This is a genomic window from Candidatus Coatesbacteria bacterium, from assembly GCA_014728225.1.
Classification (GTDB): domain Bacteria; phylum RBG-13-66-14; class RBG-13-66-14; order RBG-13-66-14; family RBG-13-66-14; genus WJLX01.
This window is the reverse complement of sequence record WJLX01000032.1, coordinates 1-26,108: the sequence shown is the minus strand read 5'-3', so window position 1 is coordinate 26,108 and position 26,108 is coordinate 1. Positions and strand designations below refer to the sequence as shown.

Genomic DNA, 26,108 nt, shown 5'->3' with positions numbered 1-26,108 from the left:
GCGGTGGACTGTCGACCGTCGCTCGGCACAGCCCCGGAAGTTCTCGATGCCGTTGATCTGCCACCATTTGGAGACTGTCTTCGCGGATATGCCGACCGCCCTGGCTGCGGCCGCCGCCGGAACGCTTAGCCGGAAGAAACGAGCTCTCTCTTTATCTTCAGCTTGAGAGAGCTTGGTCTATCTTGCTCGCTGTGAATCTTTCCCGCCGCATCTCTTACAGTTACATCTTCAGTTACATCTACAGCTACATCGGCCATCGGCCAACTTGCAGAGCTGCCTACGGTTAAAATTTGGGCGACTAATCTACCGGTCGGTTGCTTGTTGATGTGCCACTTCACGGCCCGTTTTCAGGGACGGAACACCACAGCCCATCGCGTGTGTTAACAGTGTGTTACACACAGTCAGCGCTCCGAACACGGTAGACGATTCCCGGGGTAAACCGGCGAGTCAGTCGAGTTCGGCAATGATCCACAGCTCACCGGCACCGTCGACGAGATAGACGGCGCCTTGACGTAACTGGGCCGGGGTGGCCTTTAGCTGGGCGGGGGGCTGGAAGATCAGCGGACCGTCGATCACGCCGCCCTCCAGCTCCAGCCGAGAACCCGAGCGGGGCTCGCGGAAGCCGGGCTGGAAGGGATCGAAGGGTGTGCCGCGCAGCGCCAGCTCGACGATCGAACCGACGCCTTCGGCGAGGAGCAGCTCCTCGCCGCGCCGGGCCGTAGAGTTCCTCGGGACTCCGTCGAGTTCCAGACGGTGGGTGCCGTCGGGATTGGACAGGATCAAACCGCCCTCGACGGTGCCGACGAGAAGGCCCAGGTTGAGCAAGCCGGCCACCAGACTGGGCGCAGCATCCAGTTCACGCACCTCGACCAGGGGAGCCGCCGGCCTGGTCGGGTCGAAGACATAGAGACGGTGGTCACCGGCGGCGCAATAGACCAGACCGCCGACGACAACCGGGGCCAGGTTGAGGCTGCCGCCGAGGCGATGGCTCCACCAATCGCCGTCGATGGTATCAACAACCACTAATTCCGTCGTCGAACCGAATATCAACCGCTCGCCGCATAGGACGCCCGACGAGGTCGCCGGCAACGGCAGTCGGCGCGGCTCTAAGTCAACGGCCTCCCCCTCCAGGACGCCCCAGTGCCGACATCCCAGCACCAACAGCCCGTTCGGCGTCACCACCAGCCCCGGCGGTCGGTTCTCCACCCAACGCCAGCGTCGCGCCGCACCGTCGGGCTCGACGAGGTAGACATAACCGGCGTCATCGGCGACGGCCAGGCCGTCTTCCAGGGGCGTCCAGTTACGCGGCGCCGCCGTCAGGGGCAGCTCCCAGGCCGTGGCGGCCGCTCCGGCCAGGCGGCCCACCGCGGGGTTGTCACCGCCGCGCAGCAAGAAAACCCGCCCCGGGACGGTGACAACACCGACGAGGGGGGCGTCGCTCGCCAGCCGATGCCCCGTCGCCGGGCCGCTGAGCCGTTCAAGCTCCAGCAGTACCCCCGGACCGGCCTGAAGGCTTTCGGAACCGCCCGCCGCCCTGGCTTCAACGTCGATTTCTCCATCAACACCGCAACGGCGCAGGCCGCCGTCCGGCGACCGCAAGACCAGGGCCGGAGCCACCTCCGGCTCGTCGTGTTGGCAAGTGCCGACGATCACCCCGGCGGGTGCGTCCAGACTGGGCGGAACCGCCGCAGTCCAGGCCGTCGGCTCCAAAGAACCCGGATCCCAGCGCAGATCGTAACCCACCGCCAGCAGGTCGAGGGCCTGCAACCCCGCCCAGCCCGTCAGCGGGGGCTGGAGCACCTCCAACCGCGAAGCCTTCGGGATCGTCCCGCGGTAAGCGGGACCAGCGACCAACCGAGCGTGGGGTCCGGCGTACTCTCCCAGCTCTCCCTCCCCAATCACCCCGTCCGCCGGATGCGGCGGGACGCGACGGTTGGGTAGAACGGCGGCCTCCAAACAGGCCAACCGCTCCAGGATCTCCGCTGCCCGGGCCGGTTCGAAGCCACAAAGCAAAATCGGCGGTCGATAGAGAGCCGCGGGAAAGAGCTCGGCGCTCAAGCGAAACACAGTCGCTGCGTCGCCTTCGGCGACGCTCACCTCCAGCTCAACCCCGGCGAACACCGAAAAGTTCAGCAACAATAGGCCGATGATCGCTACATGACGCACGAATCTCTCCCCGAGAAAACGCCAAGAACGATAATAGCCGAAGCGGGGGCGTCGGGGCAAAGAAAAGCGAACGACCACTCACCGCGACCCGCCGGTGTAATCGAACCACCTCCGGGAGACCGTTGGAAAGACGCGCGAGCCCGACCACAGTTCCGGCGCTCGCACAAGAGCCGTAGGGGAGTGATTTTCAACGGTCTCCCGGAGCGGGTTGCAAGAAAGCCCGACCGTGGGTCGGGCTTCGGTGTCAAAGGTGTCGGTGGGCTCAGCGTCGTCCGGGTCCGTCGGGCAGTATGCCGCGCAGGTCGGGGATCTTGACGTCGATGTAGGCTTCTGAGAGCAGCTCCTTGACCCATTCCTCGCGCCGGGCTTGGAGTTCCTCGTCGAGGATCAACTGGCGCACCCGTTCCCGGTTCTGGGCCGAGGTTTCGCGCCGGGAGACCAACTGCATGAAGCTCAAGGCTCCCTCGTACTGCTGGACCCTTGTCAGGCCGCCGGGTTCGAGTTCGGTCAGGGTCTGGGCCAACAGGGGATCGGAGCGTTGGATGTCGGAGAGGTTGAGGCGCACCTCTTCGACGTCCAGGTAGCTCGCGGGGTCGGGTTGCAGCTTGGCTCCGGGGTCGGTTTCGAGCAGCGAGCGGACCTCGTTGAGCTCACTGCGGGCGGCGTCGCGGTCTTCGGCGGTGGCCTCGACGGGTAGCTGGATCTGGGCCAGGTGAGCCGTCTCGTCATCGATACGCTGGAGCAGCTTGATCACGTGCCAGCCGGCGCGCGTGCGCACGGGCTCGGATACCTCGCCGGGTTTGAGGGCGAAGGCCGCCTCTTCAAAGACCGGGTCGAGTTCGCCCCGGCGCCAGATGCCCATATCTCCGGCGGTGCCGCCGTACTCCTCGGCCAGCTCGAGGAAGTCCTCGCCGGCGACGGCGCGGCGCATCAGGGAATAGGCCAGCTCCTCGACGGCGGCTTCGGTGTCGGGCCCCGGCTTCTCCTCGACGCTGACGATGCGTAGCTCGAGTACGGTCCGCTCCTCGGTGGTCAGTTCGTTTTCGGCCAGGTAGGCGTCGATGTCGTCCTCGGTAATGTTGATGCGATGGTTGTATTCGTCGCGCAGCAGCTGGTTGATCAGCATCTGCTCGCGAGCCTCGATCCGATAGAGATCCTCGAGGCGGGCTTCGGTCAGATCGGCGGCAGCCAGGGCCTCGTGGAATGCCTCCGCGGAGGGGTAGGCCGCCTGGGCCTGGCGCAGTTGATCGGCGACGGCCTGGTCCAATTCACGATAGGTGACCGACATCCCACGGCGCTCGGCCTCCTGGACCAGCACCTTGGTCGTCACCAGCTGGATGAACATCTGGCCGGTGAGACGGTTGAGTTCCTCGCCGCTGGGTTGCTGCGCCAGTCCCGACAGGTAGCTGCGCACGGTGTAGCCCAGCTCGGAGGCCAGCACCACTTCGTCGTTGACGATACAGACCACCTGATCGACCAGCTCCCCCTGAGCCCAGGGAACACCGATCATCACGATGAGCAGCAGCAGTGCGGTCGACCGATGGATCATCTAAACCATTCCTCCAATCGGAGCGAGCCTATTGGGTCGCGGCGGGTTCATCCTCAACGGCGTCTTCATCGACGGGGGCCCGCCAGATGAGCTCGTCGGCGGCGGCTCGCAGTCCCTGAAGCCACTGCTCGCGCTCGGCGACGCTGGCTTCCTCGAACAGCAAGTCATGGATCTCGTCGCGCACCTCGGCCAGGGGGCGGACCGCCGCCTCGCCTGACTCTTCCAGCTTGAGCAGGTGGACGCCCCAGTCCGTGGTCAGCGGTTCGGAGACCTCACCGGGTTCGAGGGTCTCCAGCACAATCAGCAGATCGGCGGGCAGGTCTTCACGTTTCTGCAGTTCGATCAATCCGCCGTTCTCAGCCTCGGGTGTGGTGCCGTATTCGGCGGCCAGCTCGGCAAACTCACCACCGGCCTCGAGTTCGGCAGTCACCTCGGCTGCGGTCTGCTCATCCTCGACGACGATCTGGCGGAAAGCGATCGGGTGCACCGAGAAACGCTCCCGGTGATCGGCGTAGTAGGCTTCGATCTCGGCGGGACCAATCTCTATCTGCGAAAGCACCTCGGATTCCAGCACGGCGTCATAGGTCAATTCGCGCTTGATCTGCTCGCGCAGGAACTGCTCGCGGCGCTTGGCAGCGGTGCCGCCGGCCAGGATGACCTCGTCGGTGGCCGCCAGGGTCTGCAGATAGTTCTCCACCTGCTCGTCGGATATCTTGCGTCCCAGATCCAGTTCGCGGGCCTCGCGCAGCACCAGCTCGCGATCGACCAGACTGTCGACGATTTCCGGCGGCACTGGGGTGCCGGGGTCGGCGTCCATCAGGTACCAGGCGTCTTCTTCGGTGATCTCCCGTCCGTCGACGATGGCCAACACACCCTCGCGCTCGGTTTCTTCCTCACAGGCCGCCGTCAGCAGCAACAGGATCAGCAGACAGACCGTTAGTCGTTGCTTGAGCACCCTATTCCTCCGGTCGCTGAGTTGCCAGGTCCATGACGGCCTCGAGCAGATCGGGGGCCTGATCCAGATCCACGGTCACCGGATAGGTCTGCTTGAGTTCGCTGATGAAGGCCTCGAATTCCTCATTCTGGGTCGCCTGCAGCATCTCCATCACCAGACTGTCGTATAGCAGGTTATCGTTCTCCAAGGTGCGGTTCTGCGGCTCGATGATGTCGATCACGTAGAGCACACCGTAGACCTTCTCGCCCTCCCGCTCGGCCTCCAACACCGGGGACAGCCAGCCGGACTCGTGCTCGAAGCCCGGTCGGAGCAGGGGATCGGCCTCGTCCAGATCCACAGACTTGTTACCCGTCGCCGTGGCGACGTCGTCGGAAAGCTCGGCAACGTAGAGCCGCATCAGGGAATCGGGCAGGTTGTGCAACGGCTCGCCGGCCTCCAGGCGCTGTTCGGCTTCCGCGACGGTCTTGACCGGCTCGACATCCAGGCTGAAGTTGTCCGGATTGGACAGCACCGCCTGCACTTCCTCGGCCAGCTCGCGGTCCGTGGTGGTGAATAGCTGGTAGACCAGCTTCTCGTCATGAACGAAACGATCCTTGTTGGCCTCGTAGTACTGGCGGACCTCGTCCTCGGTCGGTCGGGGTCGGTTGGCGTTGAACTCCTGTTCGAAGAACCGGCTGACCGCGGCCTCGTCGAGCTTGCGTTGGAGCCGGGCGAGCATCCGCGGCTGCTCCGCCAGCCCGTCGGCTTCGGCGGCGGCGACGGCCAACTGCTCCTCGACACTCTTATCAACGAACCGCTGGATCAACTCCTCGCGGGAATCGGGCATCAACAACCGGGTGTCGTCCATCGTCAACCATTCGAGAATGAACTGGCTGGTATAGCGCAGCGGCACCTCGACGCCATCGACGGTGACGAGGGTCGCGTCGGCGTTTTCCTCGAAGAAGGGCGACAGGGTGTTGACCAAACCGGTTCGCCGATTGCGCTGCCGGTTGACCAGGCGGGCGACCTCCTCGTCGGGCTCACCGGGTACACCGGCCACACCGGTATTGACCTGCTCCGGGGTCAGGCTCAGCAACGCCTCGCGGGCCACGGGCATCAATCCCTGATCCAGGCACCACTTGTTGAACTTCTCGAGCAGATTATCGAGTTCGGCGACCAGCTCCTCGTTGACCTCGACCTCGGCCTGGGAACGCAACTCGTCCACCCGCTCCAACCAGGCTTCCCGTCGACGCAATTGGGTGACTTCGCTGCGCAGCTGGGTGCGCAGCGCCCCCTCGTCCGGTCGTTCGACCAGGGTGGGATCGGCGTCCTCGCCGCGGCGGATAATGTAGTAGACCCACTCATTGTTGAGGTCGTAGAACAGGGGTTCGGAGATCTCGCCGATCTCCAGCTCGTAAAGCTTCTCATTGCGCGGCACCGGTCGCCAGGCGATCGGGGTCCGGGAACGGCCGCCCGCCTGAGCCCGGAAAACCTCGTTGAGTCCTTTAAGATAGAACAGATCCCGGCAGACGGAGGCGAAACTCTCACCGCCCTGTAAACGCTCGTAGGCCTCCTCGGCCTTGGCCCGTGAAGAGCACATCAAATACTCGGCCCAGACCCCCGTACTCTGGTTGCGCTCCACCCAGCGATCGAGCTCCTCTTCGCTGACACTGATGTCGCTGTATACCTTGTTCTGATAGGCGCGAACGAGCAGCTGGCGCCGCAAGGCCTCGTGATCGGTCAACAGCTTGGGATCATCGTAGTACCCCAGATCCCGCGCCGCCGTCTCCAACAGCGTCTTGATTCCGAAAGCTTCTAGATACGACTCGGCGTCGGTCAGGGTGAAAACATCGGGCTTGCGATCCTGATAGCGATAGTGCTCGACGATCTCTTCGATGGTGTAGCTCGTATCGGCGACGGTCACGGCGGGTTCGCTGGAGCAACCGGCAACCAGCAAAACACCAAGAACCAGGCTCGCCGCAAGCGGCAGACGGTGTTTCTTCAACATCAAGCCTCCCTTAATAGCCTATGACACCAGAACGGCCCGGCGGGCCGTGCGGGGTGGTGGCGGGTATCGATTTGATAACCGTTTATAACACGCCGCCCCAGGCGTGTCAACGCGCGCCTGGGCGGTCCGCCCCATCAACCGACCCCCCGGCGGACGCGCTTTCAACTTGAACACACCTCAACCCCCCGTAAAAGATGCATAACGCCCCCTTTTTTTCTATAATGGGAGTGGAGGGGCCTCTCCTACAAACCCATCCGCACCGGGACCGCCGCAGACACCCGCCGCCCCGGCCCGACAACGGCGCGGCGACAACCCGGGGCCGCTCCGCGCAAACCCATCCGCACCGGGACCGCCGCCGACACCCGCCGGCCCCGGCCCGACAACGGCGCGACGACAACCCGGGGCCGCTCCGCGCAAACCCATCCGCACCGGGACCGCCGCAGACACCCGCCGGCCCCGGCCCGACAACGGCGACTGCTGGTCAAATCGGAACACCCAACCTCGGACGGGCAGCCCACGACGAACCGTCCGTGAAACGCGAACCGGCGAGCTGCAACGCTCAAGATTCCAAGTTCCCGCCCCGTTAAGGAAGAAGCACCGAGGATCCGTTACGCAGAGAAGCTCCGGTTGGCTCCGCGCTAATCGTCAGTCGGCGGGTACAACTATGCCTCAGCGAAAACCACTAACGAGCTACAGTCGTCGACACGCCTCTGAACCATGCAGCGAAGAAACTAATCCGCTTCCGTGCCCACGGATGCCCAGACAACCCGGGGCGAATCCCGCTTCCGTCAGTTTGGAAGCCCGGTCGTGAAACCAGGTCGGTGAAGGTAGATGACAGAAGACAGCTCCAAGTTGATCAACAGCCTGTTCGAACACCTGCCAGGTCTGCGCGAAGACCTGAGCGCTGCACCCGGGAAGGCCTCCACCATCCTGCGAGGCGCCCTCGAGGGGTTGGAGATCGATCCCCAGAGCCGTCCCCGGGCCCACCGTTGTCGACGTATCCTCGCCAGGCTCTTCACCGACGAGGCGACCGCCGACACCCTCGCCGCCCTGGCCGCTGGTGAACAGTCCTCCTGCTCCCCCCGTTTCCTCTACGAACTGGAACGCCTGTTCGCCGGGCTGGCCGGCGATCAAGCAACCCCTGCGGCCGAAAGCGAAGCGGTCTCCACCGGAACCTTTCTCGAGCGCTATCCCCACGGCCTGGACCGGGAGACCAGCCGCCGCCGTCACAAGAACCGGGTCCGCATCCTCAATGAACTCGGCGGTACGCCCAGCCAATGGGATGATTGGCTATGGCAGATGCGCAACACCGTCGACGACGTCGACCAACTCACCGCCCTGATCGAACTGAGTTCCGCCGAGGAGAAACGCCTCAAACGGGCAGCCGGGAACGGTGTCCGCTGGGCGATCACAACGCACTATCTCTCACTGTTCGACACCCTCGACGGTGAGCATCACGATGCGGCGATCCGCAATCGCGCCCTGCCACCACCGAGCAGCCGCAAACCCGCGAACGGTAAGGAGATTCTCGAACGCCTGGGTCCCTTCAGCGTCCGCATCAATATCGATCACGGACGGCCCCAGTATTGCCTCGAAGCGAATTCCCATTCCCCCGCCGAAACCGACGAAGCCGAGGTTCACCGGGCCCTGGAATGGTTCGCCGATCACGAGGAGGTCCACGAGGCTGTTTTCGGCGGCGGCGACCTGCTCTGCCTGGACGACTCCCGCGTCGAAGGCTTGCTGGCTGCCGTCTCACGCTACAAGCACATCCGCCGGCTACGCATCGACACTGATTTCCCCGTCGTCCTGCCCCAGCGCTTCACCGCCCTGCTGACAAAGATCCTCGGCCGCTACATCAAACCCGGCAAGCTCGAGGTCTGCCTGGTAACCCGCTTCATCCACCCCTACGAGATCACCACCGACGTGGTGACCATGGTCAAGCGGCTCAACCAGGCCGGCATCAGCATCTATAACGAAACACCTTACCTGGTCAACAACGCCCGACGCTTTGAACTGGTGGCCCTTCATCAAGCCTTACGCTTGGCGGGCCTGCTCAGTTTCACCGATATCTGGCGCTGTGGAGAAGGCGTTCCCCTGGCCCGGGTATTGCAGGAACGCATCGAGGAAGCCGGTCTGATCCCGGGGCTCGAGCGCACCGCCGTACCGCTGATCGAGCTGGAAAACGGGCTGCGCCTGCCCCTGCACGCCGAACGCGAACTCATCGCCCTGCGTCCGGTCGACGGCCGCCGGGTCTACCGCTTCTGCGGCTATGACAACGGCCACACCGTCATCGACGATTCCCTGGCCGCCTTCGTCGAGACCCTCGTCGAACGCGGTGAACGAGCCGAGGATTACGACGATATCTGGTTCTTCATCTGAGCGGGGCCTCAAGGACCCTACCCCCGGGGAGGCCTGACCTCCCCTTTTCCGACTCCCCGAGCCCGGGCCCGAAAACCACGCCGACCATAGCGTTGAAAAACAGCCACCCCGGTAAAAGCGGCACCGCCCGAGACCGCCGGCGCCGGTGTTTCAACAGGGCTGTTTTTCAACGCTCCGTCCGTCCACTGTATTAGCTCATCCGACAGCGATTATCGTGAAGCGACCGTCGCCCAGCAACGACACCATCGTGGCCCGGGCCACGGCCCCGGGCCGCGGGGCCGTGGATCTGGTGCGCCTGAGCGGCCCCCGGGCCGTCGAGATCACCGGACACTTCATCGAGCCCAGGCCCGCCGATCGCCGACCCCGTTACGTTTATCAGGCCCGGGCCGGTGGTGTGGACGGGGTTCTCGACCGTCTGTTGGCGGTGCGTTTCGCCGGGCCCCGGTCCTACACCGGCGAGGACGTCGTCGAGCTGTCCTGCCACGGCGGCGGCGCCATCGCCCGGCGGTTGGTTGAAATCGCCGTCGGGTTCGGCGCCCGTCCAGCGGAGCCCGGTGAGTTCACCCGACGGGCCTGGGAAGCCGGCAAGCTGGATCTGCTGCAGGCCGAGGCCGTCGGCGCCCTGGCCGGGGCCCGCAGTTTAATCGGCGTGCGCCTGTTGGAGCGCCAGCTCGGTGGTGCGCTGAGTCGTTTACTCGACGGTCTGCGCCGGCGCTCGATCGAGCTGGCGGCCGGCCTGGAGGCCCGCCTGGCCTATCCTGAGGAGGGCCTGAACGAGGCGGGCTATCGCCGGGAGCTCGAGGAAGGCCTGTGCGGCTTGGACGGGGAGCTGGCGGAGCTGGAATCTTCGGCCGCCGTCGCCCGGGTGACCGTCGACGGAGCCGTCGTCGTCCTCGTCGGCGAGGAGAACGTCGGCAAGAGCACCCTCTTCAACCGTCTGCTGGGCGCTGAGGCGGCCCTGGTGACCCCGACGCCGGGGACGACCCGGGACATCCTGCGCGGCGAACTGGAGCTCGACGGACTGCCCCTGGTGCTCTACGACACGGCGGGGCGACCGGAGCTGTGGCGCGACGAGTTGACCGAGCTGGCGGCCCGGCGGGCATCCGTGGCGGCCCGCACCGCGGATGCCTTGTTGGTGGTCCTCGACGCCCGTCGACCGCGGATTCCGGACTGGGCGCAGGCGGAGATCGAGAACCAGCCGGCCCTGGTTCTACTCAACAAGCGGGATCTCCTCGAAGAGACGCCGCCGGACGAAGTCGACGGCCGGCCCGCCCTGGCCTTGAGCGCCGCCGCGGGTGCGGGGGTCGAGGAGCTGACAGCCGCCCTGCGTGAGCTGTTGCTGCCATTAAACGTCGACACGGCGCCGACCTCGCGCCGTCAGCGCCTGGGCCTCCGCCGCGCCCGTGAGGCCCTCGTCGCCGCGCGAAGCGCCCTGGGGCACGGCATCTGGGACGCCGCCGCCGAAGAATTGGTCGCCGTTCGTCGCGCCCTCGAGGAGGTCCTGGGGCTGGTAACCGACGAGGATGTCCTCGACGCCCTGTTCGCCGATTTCTGCGTGGGCAAATAGTGCGCACGGCAGGCTCGCCGAAGTCGCGCGGTCACCAACGCCGACAACACCGTTCCCGGAGCTCGCTCTTCAATTCCCTCGCCGACTGTGCTACTATCATTGGTCTCAACGTTACACAGATCCATGGCGGGAACACTGCGGCGAGAGTGCTCCGGTCCGGATACGCTGTTTGGGCCGCTGATCAACCATCATCCCGCTCCGGGTTCCCATTTGGAGTTTAGTCCTCCGGCCGGTTGGACCGACTTAACCGGCATCCCATCTCAGTAAACGACCCGTTGCAATCCACTTTAACCGTAGTAAAGGAGAAACTGATGAAAAAGCTACTCGCCCTGCTGTTGCTGGTGTCCCTGGTCTGGTTCGTCGGCTGCGACGAAGAAGGCGGCGAGAACGGCGCTGAAGACGCCGAGACCGTCGAGGGCCCCATCGATCCCGCCGAGGGCGCGCCGACCAAGGAAGCCCTCGTCGATACCTTCATCGAGGCCGCCAACAGCCGCGATAAGGAAGTCTTCTACAGCTGCTTCAACACCGCCAGCAACGCCGATCCCGTCTGGGAGCGCATCGAGCAGTACGACCTGACCTTCAGCGAGGGCTACACCATCGAAGAAGGCTCCATGTACGATACCGTCATCTTCGACAGCGCCCGCTGGGAAGACTTCCAGGTCTACGAGCAGGAGCTCTACGTCGGCAACTGGAACGCCGAGGGCCAGGAGATCGACGGCTGGCTGTTCAACGGTCAGGGTTGGCACTACCCCGAGGGTTATCTGGAGGACGAGGCGGCCGACGAAGAGGCGGCTGAGGACGAAGCCGCTGACGAAGAAGCTGTCGATGAAGAGGCCGCCGACGAGGAAGCGACCCAGTAGCCCTGCCGCAGACCGTTCAATACTCCGGTCTAGCAGGTGATGCACTAACCGGCCGGCGTGCGGGCAACCCGGGGAGCCGCTACTACGTAGACGGCCAACCCTCGTGCCGCGCGCCGGTCCGGCCCTTTGCGGCTGCGACGGGGCGGGATCGCCGAAGCACGCCGGCGAAGAAGCAGTAGCCGCAGAAGCCGAACCCGGTGGATTGCCCACACCGGAAGCCCCGGTTGACGCCTTTGTCGCCGCCTTCGACCGACGCGACGGGGAAGGCCTCTACGCCCTGTTCATCTACTACGATCAGGTACTACGATCAGGTGAGATCAGCTGAGATCAGGTGGGACCAGGTGGCCGAACCTGTCTGGGGACGCATCGAGAAGTACGGCCTGACCTTCGGCGAAGGCTACTCCATCGAGCAGGGCGGCGCCGGTGACACCGTCTTGTTCGACGATGCGACCTGGCTCGATCCGGCGGACGATCTGATCTACGAGCAACAGCTCGGGATCGCCCAATGGAACGCCGACGGCGACACCATCGAGGGCTGACTGTTCAACGGTCGGCTGCGCCTGACGGTCTCCGCGGACATGTTCCCGGACCCCAGGTCGAGTGAACCGACGAATCGATCTGACACCGAACCGTCCATTCTACCGACAACCGATCTCCGATGATCGGCTGAGCAAGATGATCGGCCGACTGAGAGGATCGACTGACCAACACGGCGGGGTCGACCGCCCCGCCCAAGCAAACGAGGGAGATAGATGCGTAAACTGTTGATCGTCAGCGGGTTGATCCTGGCCCTGTTCGTCGCCGGTTGCGGCGGCGGCGGCCACGAGTCCCCCGAGAAACTGATGGAGTCCTTCTACGCCGTCGTCGAAGAGGGCGACGAGGAAGGCTTCAAGGCCCTGTTCACCGAAAGCATGGCCGGTGAAGACTACACCCCGCCTCACGAAGAGGTCTGGAAGATCATCACCGAGAACGAGCTGACCTTCCCCGACAAGGAATACGAGATCTCCGAGGGCACCTTCGGCAAGGAAGTCGCCCTGGAGCCCTACACCGACGCCGACGGCTGGGACATGCAGCTGATCCTCTACGTCTACGAGACCGAGGGTGAGTGGCTGTTCAGCGGCTACGCCAACCAGCCCGCCAGTTGGGGCGAGGAAGAGGCCGAGGAAGAGGACGGCGAAGAGGAGATGACCGAGGAAGAGGCCGCCGCGGCCGCCGAGGAGGAAGCCGCCGAAGCCCTCGAACAGGAAGCCCTCGAACACCTCAACGCCGAGTACCTCGACGAGGTCAAGGCCATGGGCGAGAAGTACGACGCCAGCGGCGACATCCAGTACTACATGACCTTCAAGGACGGCAAGTTCGACACCCTGCACTCCACCGCCACCGGCTACGGCGACGAGACCGCCTACAACAACGAGGAGCTGCGGGCCGAGCTGGACAGTTTCCTCGAAACCCTGACCATCCCCATCGAGGAAGAAGTCAAGGTCTTCTGGGTGCTCGAGTTCCCCATCGAGTAGCGACTATCGCAACCGTACGATGACGACGGGGACCCCTGTGGTCCCCGTTTTTTTCTGCTGACTTGAGGTTGCTGATGATCCCCTAAACGATTCCAGGGTCGATTCCAAACGGTCATGCCGTCCATCAGCTGGTTTCGCCAGCTGGTTTCGCCAAAGCGCACAGAGCCGAAAGGAAAACGATGCGACGCCTGCTACTGTTTCCGCTGATACCGCTGAGTCTCGTTATCGTTGGTTGTGCGACGCCCGCGGCGACCCCGGAGCCGTCGGTCGAGACCGCCGGCCCACTTACGCCTGCGGACGAGGCGCTGGAGTATCTCAACGCCGCGTACCTCGACGAAGCCAAGGCGATAGGCATGAAATACGGCGCCACCGGCGATCTCCAGTTCCACATGACCTTCGAAGACGGTGAGTTCGACGTACTCCTCTCCACCTCGACCATCAGCGGCGACGACACCGCCTATAACAACGATGAGCTGCGCGCCGAGCTGGATGCCTTCCTCAAAACCCTGACCATTCCGGTGACCGAGAAGGTCAGGGTCTTCTGGATCCTCGAGTTCCCTCTCAAGTAGCGGCGTTTCCTCCGGCCCCATGGGGCTGACGGTGTGCGCCGCGGCGCTTCGATAGCAACGACAGCGGAACCCGGCGCGAGGAGCGCCCTTGAACAACTCGCTGAACAGGCCCCGGGCCCGACCTCTGAAAACCCCCGCACACGTTTCCGAGACCACCGCGATATGGGCACCGCCCGGAACTGGCACGGTTTTTGCGGAGGCGGACCGGTAAACAGCGGCGCTAACGGTCGCCGAGATGCAAAAACCGTGCCAGTTCCGGGCGGTCGGGCGGCGGGGTCGCCGGAGCATGCCCCCGGGGGTTTTCAGAGGTCGGGCCCGGGGCGGTGAGATCAATCTATAGCCGCAACATAAACAGGCCGCCGGGGGAGGCCTGTTGCCGTATCAGCGTCAGTGTGCTCAGCCCGTGAATAAATCGGGGTAGAGACGCTTGAGGCTGGGGTTGTCCTGGGGGAAGCGCTCCGGGGCTCCCTCGGCGAGATAGACGAGGGCCTGATAGCGTTGTTGGAGTTCGCCGGCGGGATCGCGCACCAGGCCGCCGCCGCCCAGACAACCGCCGGGACAGGCGTAGAGCTCCAGCAGCGGCGGTGAAGGGTCTGATACGTTCAGGACCTGGTCGATCAAATCCAGAGCGCGGGGCAGACCGTGGGCCACCAGGATACTACGCGAACCCCGGGTCGAGGCGAGTTCGAAGGTGCGCGTCTCGGGCAGGTAGGCGGTGGTGTGGTCGACGGGAGCTATGCCGTCGCGGGCTGCCAACGCCAGGCTCAACCCGGCAGCCGTCGCCCCGGGCGCACCGTGCATCATTGCGCTGCGCGAGCCGCGCCAACGCAGGAAGGAGCGTGGTTTGGCCCCTGCGGTGTCGATCCGCAGCAGTCGCAGCAGGCTGACGAGTTCGCGCACGGTCAGGGCGGCGTCGACGCCGCGATCACCGGCGGCGGAGCGGCGGCGCACCCGTTCCTTCCAGCCGGTGCCCGTGGTTAGTTGAACCAGATAGCCCTGGCCGGGCAGGGCACCGACCTCCCGGGCCAGTTGCCCGCGCCAGCCGAGGGCGGCGAGCCGGGTGGGTGAATCGATGGACGGCAGCCATTTGGCGATTTCGGGCCGCGTCTGTTGCAGATGACGCTCCAGGGCCGGACAGTGGTTGATGATGCGCGGTGCGTCTTCCTCGCCGAGTTGACGAGCCAGCAGTCCGTAGTACAGGTCGGCGCCCCAGGCGGCGTCGAGGACGGCGTTAAAACCCAACATGTGCAGGACGCCGACCAGGCGGGGGACGGCCCTCAAGCCCAGCTCAGTCATCAACGCCGCGGCGGCGGCGGGTTCCAGCAGGGCGACGCAGTAGCGATCGCGGTCTGCCAGGGCGGCTTCGACGGCGGTGACCGAGACGGTCGGCTCGAGGGCTCCGGCGGGGCAGACCAGGGTGCATTGACCGCAGCCGATGCAGGGGGAGCCGTCTAGACCCAGGCGGCCCCGGGGCCGGGCCTGGAGCAGGCGACGGTCGAGCTGCAGGGCGTCGACGCCCATCCGCTGGTCGCAAACGGCCACACAGCGTCCACAAAGCACGCAGCGATCGCCGCGCATGGTCACCGCCGGCGAGGAGCGGTCGTGGTAGGCCAGGGATCGCACCCCGGGCAGGGTGCCGTCGGTGATGCGCAGACAGCCGAAGAGGCGCTCCAGCTCGCACATCCCGTGGCGCTCGCAGGTGTGGCAGTCCGGGGTGTGACGGGCAAAGAGCAGCTTGAGCACCCGTCGGCGCTGACCGATGACGGCGGGGGAGGTCGTGTGATAGACGGCGCCGGGTTCGATGGTCGTTTCACAGGCGGCGACCAGCTCGGCGGGTTCCCGTTCGACCACGCACAAGCCGCAACGTGTCACCCGTTCGAAGCCCGCCCGGTAACAGAGGGTGGGGATCTCGATCCCCAGCTTGCGGGCGACCTCGAGGACCGTCGTCCCCGGTCGGGCGCTGACCTCGCGGCCGTCGATGGTGATGGTGACTCCGGCCTCAGTCGTCATCGCGACCACCTCCGCCGGCCAGCAGGGAGACGCCCTGGGAGTTGAGGGCGTTCTCCAGGATCTCGGCCCAGTCGGCCAAACGCTCACCGGCGTTGTAGCGCAGGAATTCGGCCCAATCGGTCAAGCGGTTGAGATCGGCGAACTCGCCCCGGCCCTGAGACAGGCGCTCCAGGCATTGACCGATCAGCCGCCAGGCGAACAGCACGGGGGCTTCGTCGGCTTCGGGTTCGGGGAGCTGCCGATAGCCGGTCAACAGGCTGTGGAAGCCTCGGGAGACACCGGCCTCCTCGACAGCCGCCGGCCGCTCCCGCTCGGTCTCCGCGACGGCGTAGCAACTGACCAACCGCGGCGGTGGAAAGCTACTCAAGCCATCCTCGTCACCGTCCAGGTAATCGAAGGCGCCCTTGAAGGCGGGTGTGGTCACGCGAGGACCGGCGTCCAGGCGTACCCACTCGATCGGCTCGGGCCGACCACCGCCGCAGACCAGCTCGATGACTTCCTCGAGTGGCGTACCGAGGTTGAGTTCGCAATAGCCGTGCGCCGTCAGCGGCCCGCCGACGAGGAAGCACTTGGTGCCCGCCGCCCGGCCGTGACCGAAACCGCGGAACCACTCGCCCCCCAGCTCGATGATCGGCGGCAGGTTGAGCAGAGTTTCCAGGCCGACCTCCAGAACCTTGTCGACGCGCGCGGGGGTGGTGACGACGTGGAGCTGGAAATCGAAATCGAAGCCCAGGATGTCGTCGCCGAGGAGGCCGTGCTCGGACAGCTCGGCCAGCGCCGCGGTCAGGTTGGCGATCGGCGCCTCACCGCGCGGCCGGTAGCGCAGCCAGAGCTCGCCCGGGGGTACGCTGTCGGCGAAAGGCACCTCCCAGCTGGTCGGCAGGACGATCTCGGCCTTCGTCGAGCCGGTCAGTCTTCCGAGGATCATCAGGGCCTCGATCACGGCGAAGGGCCAGCCCTCGAGCAATCGGCGGACGAAGGGGGTCGGATTGGTCGCGGAGTCGCGCAAATCGAGCCGCAGCAAGCCGCCACCCAGGGCGGCGAACTCCCGCCAGGGCGAAACGACGGGCTCGCCGCTCTCCCGGGCCAGCAGTCCGGCTTCCTCGATCAGGTAGAAGGCGTCCTCGGCGGTGTAGTGCCGCAACAGCATGAACAGGGCGTGCAGGCCGTTGCGCATCAAATGATCGTCGAGGGAGGTCGGCCGGGCCAGGCCGCAGTGGGCGGTCACCAGCCGCATCTGCTTGTCGAGGAAGTAATGGTAGGCCTCGTTGCGAACCTCCTCGACGGAATAGAGGTGGCGATTGTCCCGATAGGTCAACTCAGAAGCCAGCACCGACGGCAGGTGGGCGACGATCTTGCGCTCCCAGAGTTCACCGCGCTGCAGGCGCTCGCCCAGCTCGACGGCGTCCTCCGGGGTGATCTCGCCGAAGAGGACCAGGGGTTCGTCGGGACGGGCCAGCCAGACCGTCGGCTCGACGGAGCAGAACCCCAGACAACCTACGGGAACGACCTCGAAGTCCGTGCCCAGGGTTTCGTCGAGGAGCTGAAGCACGGCGGCGGAGCCCACGGCGCGGCCACAATCACCCTGGCCGACGCCGACCAGGCCGCCGGGGCCGAAGGCGATCCGTCGGGCCGCCTCGGCCTTGGCCCGCTCGCAGTCCGGGTCGGTATGGCAGAAGGGCCCGGAGAGGCGACAGGCCAGGTAATCGCTGCAGGGTTGAGCCGCCCGGTGGGTGCAGCGCTTGCAACAGCTGTCGAACAGGCCGTCACTCACGAAAGGTCCTCGGCTTCGCCGACGCGGCGCTCGGGCAGGGTGCCGCGCAGCAGGAAACGGGAAGGTCGTCGTTCGGCCAGGTAGCGACGCAGCACGGCGTTGACGGCGGCGGCTTCGACGGCGCGGATGCGCTCGGGGAAGGCGTCGACCTCGGACGGGCTCCGATCGCAGGCCGCGGCCTGACCGTAGGTGGCCACCACGCCGGCGTTGCGCTGGCGGCTGAGCTTGTACAATCCGCCGAGATGGGTCTTGGCCTCCTCGATCTCGCCGACGGACAATCCCGCGGCGGCCGCGGCGGCCAACTCCTCTTCCAAAGCGGCGAGGGCCTCGTCGCCGCGACCCGGCTGAGTGCCTAGATAGCTGAAGAAGGCCCCGCCGCCGCGCTGGGGCCGGTAGTTGAAGAATACCAGATAGGCCAGGTGGAGTTCGTCGCGCAGACGGACGAAGAGGCGGTTGCCCGTTCCTGACAGAACCTGGGCCAGGACGGCGGCGGCGAAGCGGTCCTCGTCGGCCAGCCCCGGCGCCGGGTGGGCCAGGGCGATGTGGGTCTGCTGCTTGGGCAGCCGCTCCTCGAGGGTGACGGCCTGGTAGCGGCATTCCGGCGGCGGTGGGGGCGCCGAGCCGGCCGGTAGCTCCTCGAGCAGCTCGCCAACCAGCCGACGGGTCCGCTCCCCGTCCAATCCGCCGCCGATGCTGAACACCAAACGCTTTCCGCTGAGCCGCCGTCGATACCAAGCTTCCAGCCGATCGCGATCCAAGGCGGTCACGGTGTCGGTCTCCCCGGCGAGAAAATGGCCGTAGCCCCGTCCACCGTAGAGGGCGATGTTGGCCTTACCGAGGGCGTAACCCACGGCCTCCTCGGGCCGGGTGGCGATCTCGGCCAGGACGTCGCCGCGGGTGTTTTCCAGCCGGGCCTCGGGGAAGGCCGGACGGCAGAGGGCTTCGCCGAACAACTCCAGGCAGGGTTCCAGGTGGCGGGAGGCGCAGTCCAGCCGCAAACCGAAGCAATCCCGTCGCAGCACATCGTCGATGGCGGTGCCGTAGAACTCGAGCTGGCTGTGGAAGGCCTCGGCGCCGCGGCGTCGTGTCCCGCGCAGGGCCAGATCGAGAGCCAAGTTGGTGATCCCGTACTCCGCGGGCTCCTCCTCGGGGAAGCCGCCGACGACGAGGGCCAGCATCGAGGTCTGGGCGATGTTGGCGTTGCGGCGGATGATCAAGCGCACCCCGTTGTCGAGCTCGACCTCCTCGACGGCCACCTTGGCCGGGATAACGATCTGGGGCGGCTTCTCGGGCAGGGGGCGTTTGCGCGGCGGCATCTTCAGACGCGCCGCGGCGGGGGTCAGCCCGGCGAAGTCGGCACCCCGGCCCTCGGGAACCAGCAGGGCCGCGTTCAGCGACGAGGGCGAGAGGTAGCAGATAGCCACCTCGCGCAGCCGTTTGGCGTCGACACGGTAGAGATTGTCCAGATAGGCGTCGGCCAAGCGCCAGCCGCCGAGTTGATCGTAATAGCAAATCTCCTGGGCCTGCCCCTCGGCGGTCTCATGGTTTTCCAGGTACTCCAGCTCGACGGCGTTGCGCACCCGACCCAGCTCGTAGGGTCCCACGGGCAGGTTGCGCAACAGCTCGACCTCGCCGTTGACCAGGGCCGTCACCTCGTCGACGCCGTCGGGATCCAGCTCGGCCTCGACGACGAACAGACCGGCGTCGTCTCCGGTGTAGGAGGTCGCCTGGACGTCGTCGACCAGCCCCCGACGCTCCTTCAAGCGACTGTACAGGCGGCTGGAACGTCCGTTGCCCAGGATGTCGGCCAGGATGTCCAGGGCCGGGGCGTCGGCGTGGAGCTGGCTGACCGTCGGCCAGGCCAGTGCCAGGCGGGCCCGGGCGACGGGCATCTCCTCAACCCGCAGGCGGAACTCCCGCTGGTTGGGCTCCCGGGGCGGGCGGGGCGGTTTCCGACCCTGACGTGCGTAGTCGGCGAAACCCTCGGCGACGACACGGTACGCGACAGCGGGATCGACGTCGCCGACCACGGCGACCCTGGTGTTGGCCGGGGTATAGTAACGCTGGAAATGCTCGAACACCTGTTGACGACTGAGGCCGTCAACGCCGGCGTGGCTTCCGGCGATCGGCCGACCCAGCAGGTGTCGCCGGAAGACCGTCCCCGTGATCAGCTCCCAGAGCCGACTGGCGGGGCGATCGTCGCGCAGACGGATTTCTTCACGGATCACCTGGAGTTCGCGCCGCAGCTCGACCTCGTCGAAGACGGAGTTACAGAGTACGTCGGCCAGGATGTCGACGCCCAGGGACAGCTCCTCCCTGGGCAGACTGACGTAAAAGGCCGTCGCATAGTAGCCGGTGAAGGCGTTGATCACCCCGCCGCGGGATTCGACTTCCCGGCTGATCTCGCCCGGGCCGCGCCGCCGGGTGCCCTTGAAGGCCATATGCTCCAGCACGTGGCTGATGCCCGCCGTTTCGGCGGGTTCGTTGACGCTGCCCACACCGATCCAAACCCAGATGGTCACCACGGGAGCGGCCGGGTAATGCTTGCAGAGAACCTTGAGCCCGCCGGCGGTGCGCTGGGTGTGCACCGACTGGGTGCGGTCCAGACTGGTTCGCTCCTGGAGCGTCTCAGAACTATGGCGTCGCTGCATCGCTGATAGCCATCCGATCGCTCCCTCCAAGCTGGAGGAGGGTTTCGTGAAAGATCCGCTGTCCGAGGCCGAGACCTTTGAAGAAGCCGATCCCGCTCCGACCGGGGTAAGACCGCCGGAACTGGCACGGTTTTTGCATAAGCCAGAACCTGCGGCCGTCCGGGACGGGATCTGGAACGCAAAAACCGTGCCAGTTCCGGCAACGCGACGCCCAGGCGTCGTGGAGGCGGTCGAGGCCCTGTTTCAAGGGTCTCGGCCGGGATCGTCCGGGGTTCAGCCGAGGTTCTCCAGCCGTCGGGCCACGTCGCGGTAGTTGATATCGATGGCGTAGCATTCCAGCAGGTTGTCGCGGGCCGCCGCGTCACGCCCCAGCTCCTGTAGCACAACGGCCAGGCGGTAGTGCAGCGAGAGGCGCTCGTCCTCGTCGACGGCGCTGCGCAGGGCCCGCTGAAGCTCCTTGACGGCTAACTCGGGCAGCCCCTTCTCGTAGAAGCACTCGGCCAGCAGGCTGGCGGCCTTGTCACGTAGGGACTCGTGCCGGGCGGCGGCCTGGAGCTGAAGGATGGCGTCGTCGAGCATCCCCATCTCCTTGTAGGCGATCCCCAGATCATAGTGGCCCTGGGGATCGTCACCGGCCGTCAGGGAACTCATCGCTTCCTTGAAGTCCTCGACGACGTCCTCGAAGGTCGTTTCCCCGCTGGGCGCCTTCGTCTCGCCGGCCTCCGTTCGTTCCCGGATCGCCCCGTCGAGATCGATCTCCACCCCGGTACTGTCTTCGTCGGCCTCCAGGCCCTCCAGGCTCAGCTCGTCGGTCTCGGGCGGGGCAACGCCGACGGCGGCCTCCAGGTCGATGTCGGCCTCGGCGTCTTCAATGATGGTTTCGCCGAGGTCAATCTCGGTTCCCTGATCTTCAGGGTCGGCTTCCTCGACCGTGGGGGAAGCCTCCGGGGTGGGCAGCTCGAGTTCTGCCGGCAGCTCGACACCGGTCTGGGCCTCGGTCTCGCTCTTGCGCTCCAGGTCGATGATCCGTCGCTTGACCCTGGCCACGTCCTGGGCGTCGCGTTCCGGATCGAGAATCTCCAGGGCCCGTTCGTATTCCTCGAGCGCCCGCTCGGTGAACCCGCTCTTGGAGTACATCTCGGCCAGGACGACGCGGATGAGCGCATTCTGCGGATCGAGTTCGACGATCTTCTCGTAGGCCAGCAGGACGGCGTCGGTGTCGTCGCGGCGGCGCTGCAGATCGGCGTAGCGCAGGTACTGCTGGGAGGCTTCGGCCTTGAAGCCCTCGACGGCGTAGAGCCCGCCCAGTTCCCAGAGCGCCTCCGGCGGCGCCATCTCCAGGCGGGTGGCCTTGCGCAGGATGGCGATGGCCTTGGTGCTATAGCCCTCGGCGCGGTAGAGCTCGGCGGCACGGTGATAGAAGTTGTAGGCCCGCTGTGGCTCAGCGGCGCGGCCGTAGAGATCGCCCAGGGCATTGCAGATCATCACGTCGTCGACCTCGGCGGGCTGCACCCCGTCGAAGGGTCGGGTGTCGAGGACCTCGGCGGCCAGGGCGGCGCGGACTTCATCGAGCAGCTTGTCGCTCATCACATCCTCATTGATGGCTGCGGCGGACCGCTTCGGCCGCCGGTAAAACCTCATCGCTCAATTGATCTGCCGTGACGCTCATCTGCCCGGCCCCATGTATTCTAAACGATAATCCGTCCCGCGGTCCAGCGCCCGACGGTCCGGCAGGTGTCGAGACGGGCGCAGAAGCGGATATCGGCCTCGAGGTCCAGGCTGAGCATCTCGCGGCCGTGATCGGTGTCGGCCAGGACGTCGTAGCCGGGAGGATAGGTCGCGGCGACGGCGCGCACCAGCCGGGCGCCGTCGGACAACTCCAGTTCAAGACCCCGCTCCTCCAGGGCCCGGACGATCAACCCGGCGCAGAGGCTGTCCTCCAGGTTGGGCCGGCCGTGCTTGGCCGAGCAGACCAGGACGACGTCGCGGCCGTCGGCGGCCAGGCGCCCGGCGACGGCGGCACGGTTGATCAGCGCCCCCAGCAGGACCGTCTCCGCCGCGGCGCAGGCCAGCAGGGCCCGGGTGCCGTTGGTCGTCGAGAAGACGATCCGCCGGCCCCGGACCGCGGACGCTGTGTACGCGGCCGGTGAGTTGCCCAGCTCGAAGTCGGCGGGTTTGAGGCCGCCGCGCTCGCCCCCGCAGAGGAGCTCCGGATCCTCCCGGCGGCGGGCGCGGCACTCCTCCAGGGTGGCCCGTGGGATCAGCGCCGCCGCCCCCGCCTCCAGGGCCGTGGTGATCGTGGTGGTGGCCCGCAGGACGTCGATGACCACGGCGGTGCGCCCGCTCAGCTCCAGGCCGGCCAGCTCCGCCGGGCAGAGGGCGGCGTCGATGCGCGGCGTCGGTTCCATCATCGGGCTTCCTCCTACCCTGCGGCGGCGGCGTCGGCGAAGGCCGCGGTGTAGCGTCCGGCGATGCGCTCCAGCGAGAAGAGCTCGGCCCGTTCCAGACCGCGACCGATGAGTTCTTCGCGCAGGCCGGGCGTCGTGCGCAGGCGCTCCAGGGACTCGGCCAGGGCGACGTAGTTGCCCGGCGGGGTGTAGAGGGCCGCCTCGCCGACGACCTCGGGGATGCCGCCGACGCGGGTCGTCACCACGGGGACGCCGCAGGCCAGGGCCTCCAGCGCCGCCATGCCGAACTGCTCCTGCCAGTGCGGGGCGGGCAGGGAGGGCTGGACCAGACAGTCCACCGCGCGCAGCAGCTCCGGCACCCTCTCGTAGGGCAGAGGGTCGAGGAAGCGCAGCCGCTCGCCGAGGCGATAGGCGGCGGCCAGGCGCTCCAGCCCGCTCCGGGCACCGCCGGAGCCGACGATCGCCCCACGGACCGGCTTCCCCGCCAGCTCCAGGGCCCGCAGGGCGTGGACCAGCACCCACTGGCCCTTCTCCCAGCGCTGGCGTCCCAGGGCCAGGACGAGGAAGTCGCCCTCCCCGGCGCCGAGTTTCCGTCGCAGTCCGCTGTCCACCGGACCCGGCCGGAAGCGCGCCAAATCGACGGCGTTGCCGCCGACGCGGATACGCTCCGCGGGGATGCCCTCCTGGCGGCAGAGCCGGGCGCAGTACTCCGTCACCGCCACGAACAACCGGGCGCCGCGGCGGACCTCGGCCAGTTCATTCTGGATGCGGCTTTTCTTCAACCAGATGTGGGGGATATTCTGGTGAACGGTGACCACCACTGGCGGGCCCTGGCCGCGACGGTGCGCCCGGACGCACTGCCAACTGAAGGGGTAATGGATCTCGGCGCTGCGCACCAGCCCGTAGTCCGCCAGCAACGGCTCCAGTCCGTGGATGTACTCCGCCGCCCAGCGGCCGCTCCTGGCGAGCGTCCGCAAACTGCTCAGGCTCAAATGATCCAGCAGGTTGGGCCGGCCGCGCACCCGGCGCAGCCCCAGGGGGAAGTCGACGGGCAGCGCCGCCCGGTTATCCGGTCGCAGGACGCAATCCTGGCGAAAGCCCCGCTCCTCGAGGGGGAAGAACTTGGCCATCAGCCAGGGTGACAGCAGGGTCCCCCGGACGTGGAGCAGCTTGAGGAACTCGGCGATGACGGGTCTCCGGGACTGCTATTGGAAGTAGTCGTAGGATTCTTTGATTAAACCGTACACTGGTTCCAGTTCTTCAGCCGGTTTGATGATTACCTGACAACTCCCGGTGGGCCAATGACTGATTTTACTCACATCGCGAACCAGCTCCGTCGCGCTGAGCTCGTCGTATGGGATATCGAGGGACAGCTTGAGCTGTGTTTTCTGCAGTTCAATCTCGCAGAAGTTGCGCGTGGCTGAGTAGGCGATGTAGAGCTTGGTCGGCTTCTCGATCACGTCCCCGCCCAGCGAAAGGATGTATTCACGTAAAGCGGCGAAGCTGTCCTGAATCCCAACCGGTTTGTCTTCGAGATGCACATCGACCGAATAAGCCGCCGCCGCCTTTATATCGGCTTCATCCAGCGCTTCTGTTTGGGTAGCTTTGCTGATCTGCGGCAGCGGGGTCGAGTAGACGTCCTCCAGGTAGAGCAGGCCGTTCTGATACAGACGGTATGACTTCAGCTCCACCAGTCGCCCGATCTGCTCGACGGCGTACCGGTCGTACTTGTTGAAGTCCCGGGCGATCAGAACCAGACGGGCGTAGTCCCAGGATACCGTTACATCGCTGCCCAGCCATCGCTGAACAGCAATCTGGAAATCGCCCTTGTGATCCAGCAGCCAATCGAGGTAATACAGCCCCTGATTGATGATGTTGCTTTTCGAGGACAATTTGTACTCAGATGATCACCGGACAATCGTTTTGATCGATACCCAGGGTGTCGATCCGGCCGCCGTGTTTTTCGCCCGTCGAGAACTCGCTGGCGACGAAGCGCAGCCCCAACAACTCCTCCAGGTTCGCCTCGAACAGCCGCTGCAACTGCCGCTCTTTGAGGAAGGCTTCGGGCTTCAGCCGGGTAACGACCTGCTGTATTACCTGGAACAACGGCATAGCCCCCCTGGGTAGCGGGACGTTACGGAGCGCTTTGGTTTGCTGGAGACCGACAACCGGTTGTGATCGCCTCTAAACCGTCGGCTAGACCACCCGCTCCTCGTCGAGGAAGCCGGTGTCGAAGTCGCCCGCGACGAAGCGCGGGTGCTGCAGCAGGGCCTGATGGAAGGGGATCGTCGTCTTGACGCCCTCGATGACCAGCTCGTCCAGGGCGGCCCGCGTACGGGCGATGCAATCGGCGCGGTCGGCGCCCTTGACGATCAGCTTGGCGACGAGGGAGTCGTAGTAAGGGCTGACGGTGCCGCCGGTCTCGGCGAAGGTGTCGATACGGATATGCTCGCCCGCCGGGGCCTGGAACTCCGCGATGGGACCGGGGCTGGGGGTGAAGTTGCGCATCGGGTCCTCGGCGTTGATGCGGCACTCGATGACGTGGCCGTCGTAGGTGATCTCGTCCTGGCTCCAGGAGAGCTCCGCGCCGGCGGCGACACGGATCTGCTCGATGACCAGGTCGGTTCCGGTCAACATCTCGGTAACGGGGTGCTCGACCTGGATGCGGGTGTTCATCTCCATGAAGTAGAAGTGTCCCGAGGCGTCGAGGAGGAACTCGACGGTGCCGGCGGAGTGGTAGCCGCAGGCACGGGCCGCCTCGACCGCCGCTTCACCCATCCGGGCGCGCAGCTCGGCGTCGACGGCCGGAGAGGGGGATTCCTCCAGCAGCTTCTGATGGCGGCGCTGGATCGAGCAGTCGCGCTCGCCGAGGTGGACGACGTTGCCGTGCTTGTCGGCCATGATCTGAATCTCGACGTGGCGAGGCTTGACGATGAACTTCTCCAGATAGAGGCTGCCGTCGCCGAAGGCGGCCTCGGCCTCGGTCTGGGCCGTGGAAAAGGCCTTGATCAGGCTGACCTGGGTGTGGGCGATGCGCATCCCGCGCCCGCCGCCGCCGGAAACCGCCTTGACGATCACGGGATAGCCGATCTCCTCGGCCAGCTCGATGGCGTCGTCGACCTTCTGCACCACGCCCTCGGAACCGGGGACCACGGGCACGCCGGCCGCGGTCATCGTCTGCCGGGCCCGGGACTTGTTGCCCATCATGGTGATGGTCCGCGGATCGGGGCCGATGAATGTCACCTGACAGGCCTCGCAGATCTCGGCGAAGTGCGGGTTCTCGGCCAAAAAGCCGTAGCCGGGGTGGATGGCGTCGGCGTCGGTGATCTCGGCGGTGGCGATGATCCGGGGGATAGAGAGATAACTGCGGTTGGGCGGCGGCGGGCCGATGCAGACGGCCTCGTCGGCCTCGCGGACGTGAGGAGACTCACGATCGGCCTCGGAGTAGACGGCCACGGTGCGGATGCCCAACTCACGGGCGGCGTGGATGACCCGCAAGGCCACCTCGCCGCGGTTGGCGATCAGGATCTTGTTGAACATGGAACCTCACCGGCTGCGGGAAAACGACGGACGGCGCTGTCCGATTCCCGCGCCGACCGCGAAATGGCTGAACGGTTTTGTTATTATAGAACAGGTGGCCGCTGTTATACCAGACGAGGCCGCCGGAACGGCTCGAACCCGCGGGACGGCTCCAGAAAAACCGGCTAAAGCGTCCGGCG

Annotated in this window: 20 protein-coding genes; 6 read left to right on the top strand and 14 right to left on the bottom strand. The window is 66.0% G+C overall.

Annotation, left to right across the window (positions count from 1 at the left end; translation table 11 throughout):
* Positions 1-125 precede the first annotated feature (125 nt).
* The 5 genes from GF399_02605 to GF399_02585 form a co-directional block, all read right to left on the bottom strand.
* Positions 126-338, bottom strand: coding sequence for a hypothetical protein (locus tag GF399_02605; GenBank protein ID MBD3399205.1), 213 nt, complete (start codon positions 336-338; stop codon positions 126-128).
* Positions 339-447: 109 nt separating this feature from the next.
* Positions 448-2,244, bottom strand: coding sequence for a PQQ-binding-like beta-propeller repeat protein (locus GF399_02600; GenBank protein MBD3399204.1), 1,797 nt, complete (start codon positions 2,242-2,244; stop codon positions 448-450).
* A 184-nt stretch (positions 2,245-2,428) separates the two neighbouring features.
* The gene (locus GF399_02595; GenBank protein ID MBD3399203.1) at positions 2,429-3,715 is read right to left on the bottom strand and encodes a hypothetical protein; all 1,287 of its coding nucleotides are present in this window, start codon (positions 3,713-3,715) and stop codon (positions 2,429-2,431) included.
* A gap of 28 nt (positions 3,716-3,743) precedes the next feature.
* Entirely contained in the window at positions 3,744-4,670 is a 927-nt protein-coding gene (locus tag GF399_02590) for a hypothetical protein (protein MBD3399202.1), read from the bottom strand.
* 1 nt (position 4,671) lies between these two features.
* Positions 4,672-6,657, bottom strand: coding sequence for a hypothetical protein (locus GF399_02585; protein ID MBD3399201.1), 1,986 nt, complete (start codon positions 6,655-6,657; stop codon positions 4,672-4,674).
* A gap of 831 nt (positions 6,658-7,488) precedes the next feature.
* Between GF399_02585 and GF399_02580 the strand changes: the two genes are divergently transcribed.
* The 6 genes from GF399_02580 (at position 7,489) to GF399_02555 (ending at position 13,546) form a co-directional block, all read left to right on the top strand.
* Positions 7,489-9,036 (top strand): hypothetical protein, encoded by a 1,548-nt coding sequence (locus GF399_02580; GenBank protein ID MBD3399200.1) that lies wholly within the window; start codon positions 7,489-7,491, stop codon positions 9,034-9,036.
* Between the two features lie 145 nt (positions 9,037-9,181).
* On the top strand, positions 9,182-10,603 hold the full coding sequence (locus GF399_02575) for a GTP-binding protein (GenBank protein ID MBD3399199.1): 1,422 nt from the start codon (positions 9,182-9,184) through the stop codon (positions 10,601-10,603).
* A 311-nt stretch (positions 10,604-10,914) separates the two neighbouring features.
* Positions 10,915-11,463, top strand: a complete 549-nt coding sequence (locus tag GF399_02570) for a hypothetical protein (GenBank protein MBD3399198.1) — start codon at positions 10,915-10,917, stop codon at positions 11,461-11,463.
* Between the two features lie 341 nt (positions 11,464-11,804).
* Entirely contained in the window at positions 11,805-12,002 is a 198-nt protein-coding gene (locus GF399_02565; GenBank protein ID MBD3399197.1) for a hypothetical protein, read from the top strand.
* 213 nt (positions 12,003-12,215) lie between these two features.
* Positions 12,216-12,977 (top strand): hypothetical protein, encoded by a 762-nt coding sequence (locus GF399_02560; protein MBD3399196.1) that lies wholly within the window; start codon positions 12,216-12,218, stop codon positions 12,975-12,977.
* A gap of 179 nt (positions 12,978-13,156) precedes the next feature.
* On the top strand, positions 13,157-13,546 hold the full coding sequence (locus GF399_02555; GenBank protein ID MBD3399195.1) for a hypothetical protein: 390 nt from the start codon (positions 13,157-13,159) through the stop codon (positions 13,544-13,546).
* Positions 13,547-13,942: 396 nt separating this feature from the next.
* Here the strand turns inward: GF399_02555 and GF399_02550 are convergent, their stop codons facing one another.
* The 9 genes from GF399_02550 to accC form a co-directional block, all read right to left on the bottom strand.
* The gene (locus GF399_02550) at positions 13,943-15,556 is read right to left on the bottom strand and encodes a 4Fe-4S dicluster domain-containing protein (GenBank protein ID MBD3399194.1); all 1,614 of its coding nucleotides are present in this window, start codon (positions 15,554-15,556) and stop codon (positions 13,943-13,945) included.
* Positions 15,546-17,330, bottom strand: a complete 1,785-nt coding sequence (locus GF399_02545; protein ID MBD3399193.1) for a hypothetical protein — start codon at positions 17,328-17,330, stop codon at positions 15,546-15,548. Before GF399_02545 ends, GF399_02550 begins: the two co-directional genes overlap by 11 nt.
* The gene (locus GF399_02540; GenBank protein ID MBD3399192.1) at positions 17,327-19,981 is read right to left on the bottom strand and encodes a hypothetical protein; all 2,655 of its coding nucleotides are present in this window, start codon (positions 19,979-19,981) and stop codon (positions 17,327-17,329) included. Before GF399_02540 ends, GF399_02545 begins: the two co-directional genes overlap by 4 nt.
* A gap of 273 nt (positions 19,982-20,254) precedes the next feature.
* The gene (locus GF399_02535; protein ID MBD3399191.1) at positions 20,255-21,622 is read right to left on the bottom strand and encodes a tetratricopeptide repeat protein; all 1,368 of its coding nucleotides are present in this window, start codon (positions 21,620-21,622) and stop codon (positions 20,255-20,257) included.
* Between the two features lie 47 nt (positions 21,623-21,669).
* Positions 21,670-22,392 (bottom strand): 2-phosphosulfolactate phosphatase, encoded by a 723-nt coding sequence (locus GF399_02530; protein MBD3399190.1) that lies wholly within the window; start codon positions 22,390-22,392, stop codon positions 21,670-21,672.
* Between the two features lie 11 nt (positions 22,393-22,403).
* A complete protein-coding gene (locus GF399_02525; protein MBD3399189.1) occupies positions 22,404-23,519 on the bottom strand; it encodes a glycosyltransferase in 1,116 nt (371 codons plus the stop codon).
* A 75-nt stretch (positions 23,520-23,594) separates the two neighbouring features.
* Positions 23,595-24,281 (bottom strand): hypothetical protein, encoded by a 687-nt coding sequence (locus GF399_02520; protein MBD3399188.1) that lies wholly within the window; start codon positions 24,279-24,281, stop codon positions 23,595-23,597.
* Between the two features lie 7 nt (positions 24,282-24,288).
* On the bottom strand, positions 24,289-24,495 hold the full coding sequence (locus GF399_02515; GenBank protein MBD3399187.1) for a hypothetical protein: 207 nt from the start codon (positions 24,493-24,495) through the stop codon (positions 24,289-24,291).
* A gap of 90 nt (positions 24,496-24,585) precedes the next feature.
* On the bottom strand, positions 24,586-25,929 hold the full coding sequence (accC, locus tag GF399_02510; protein MBD3399186.1) for an acetyl-CoA carboxylase biotin carboxylase subunit: 1,344 nt from the start codon (positions 25,927-25,929) through the stop codon (positions 24,586-24,588).
* Positions 25,930-26,108 lie beyond the last annotated feature (179 nt).

Excerpts from the sequence above, each read along its gene's own strand:
- GF399_02530 (MBD3399190.1), bottom strand. The coding sequence starts at position 22,392 with ATGATGGAACCGACGCCGCGCATCGACGCCGCCCTCTGCCCGGCGGAG.
- GF399_02525 (MBD3399189.1), bottom strand. The coding sequence starts at position 23,519 with ATGGCCAAGTTCTTCCCCCTCGAGGAGCGGGGCTTTCGCCAGGATTGC.
- GF399_02560 (MBD3399196.1), top strand. The coding sequence starts at position 12,216 with ATGCGTAAACTGTTGATCGTCAGCGGGTTGATCCTGGCCCTGTTCGTC.
- GF399_02555 (MBD3399195.1), top strand. The coding sequence starts at position 13,157 with ATGCGACGCCTGCTACTGTTTCCGCTGATACCGCTGAGTCTCGTTATC.
- GF399_02570 (MBD3399198.1), top strand. The coding sequence starts at position 10,915 with ATGAAAAAGCTACTCGCCCTGCTGTTGCTGGTGTCCCTGGTCTGGTTC.
- GF399_02550 (MBD3399194.1), bottom strand. The coding sequence starts at position 15,556 with ATGACGACTGAGGCCGGAGTCACCATCACCATCGACGGCCGCGAGGTC.
- accC (MBD3399186.1), bottom strand. The coding sequence starts at position 25,929 with ATGTTCAACAAGATCCTGATCGCCAACCGCGGCGAGGTGGCCTTGCGG.
- GF399_02580 (MBD3399200.1), top strand. The coding sequence starts at position 7,489 with ATGACAGAAGACAGCTCCAAGTTGATCAACAGCCTGTTCGAACACCTG.
- GF399_02585 (MBD3399201.1), bottom strand. The coding sequence starts at position 6,657 with ATGTTGAAGAAACACCGTCTGCCGCTTGCGGCGAGCCTGGTTCTTGGT.
- GF399_02535 (MBD3399191.1), bottom strand. The coding sequence starts at position 21,622 with ATGAGGTTTTACCGGCGGCCGAAGCGGTCCGCCGCAGCCATCAATGAG.
- GF399_02595 (MBD3399203.1), bottom strand. The coding sequence starts at position 3,715 with ATGATCCATCGGTCGACCGCACTGCTGCTGCTCATCGTGATGATCGGT.
- GF399_02540 (MBD3399192.1), bottom strand. The coding sequence starts at position 19,981 with ATGCAGCGACGCCATAGTTCTGAGACGCTCCAGGAGCGAACCAGTCTG.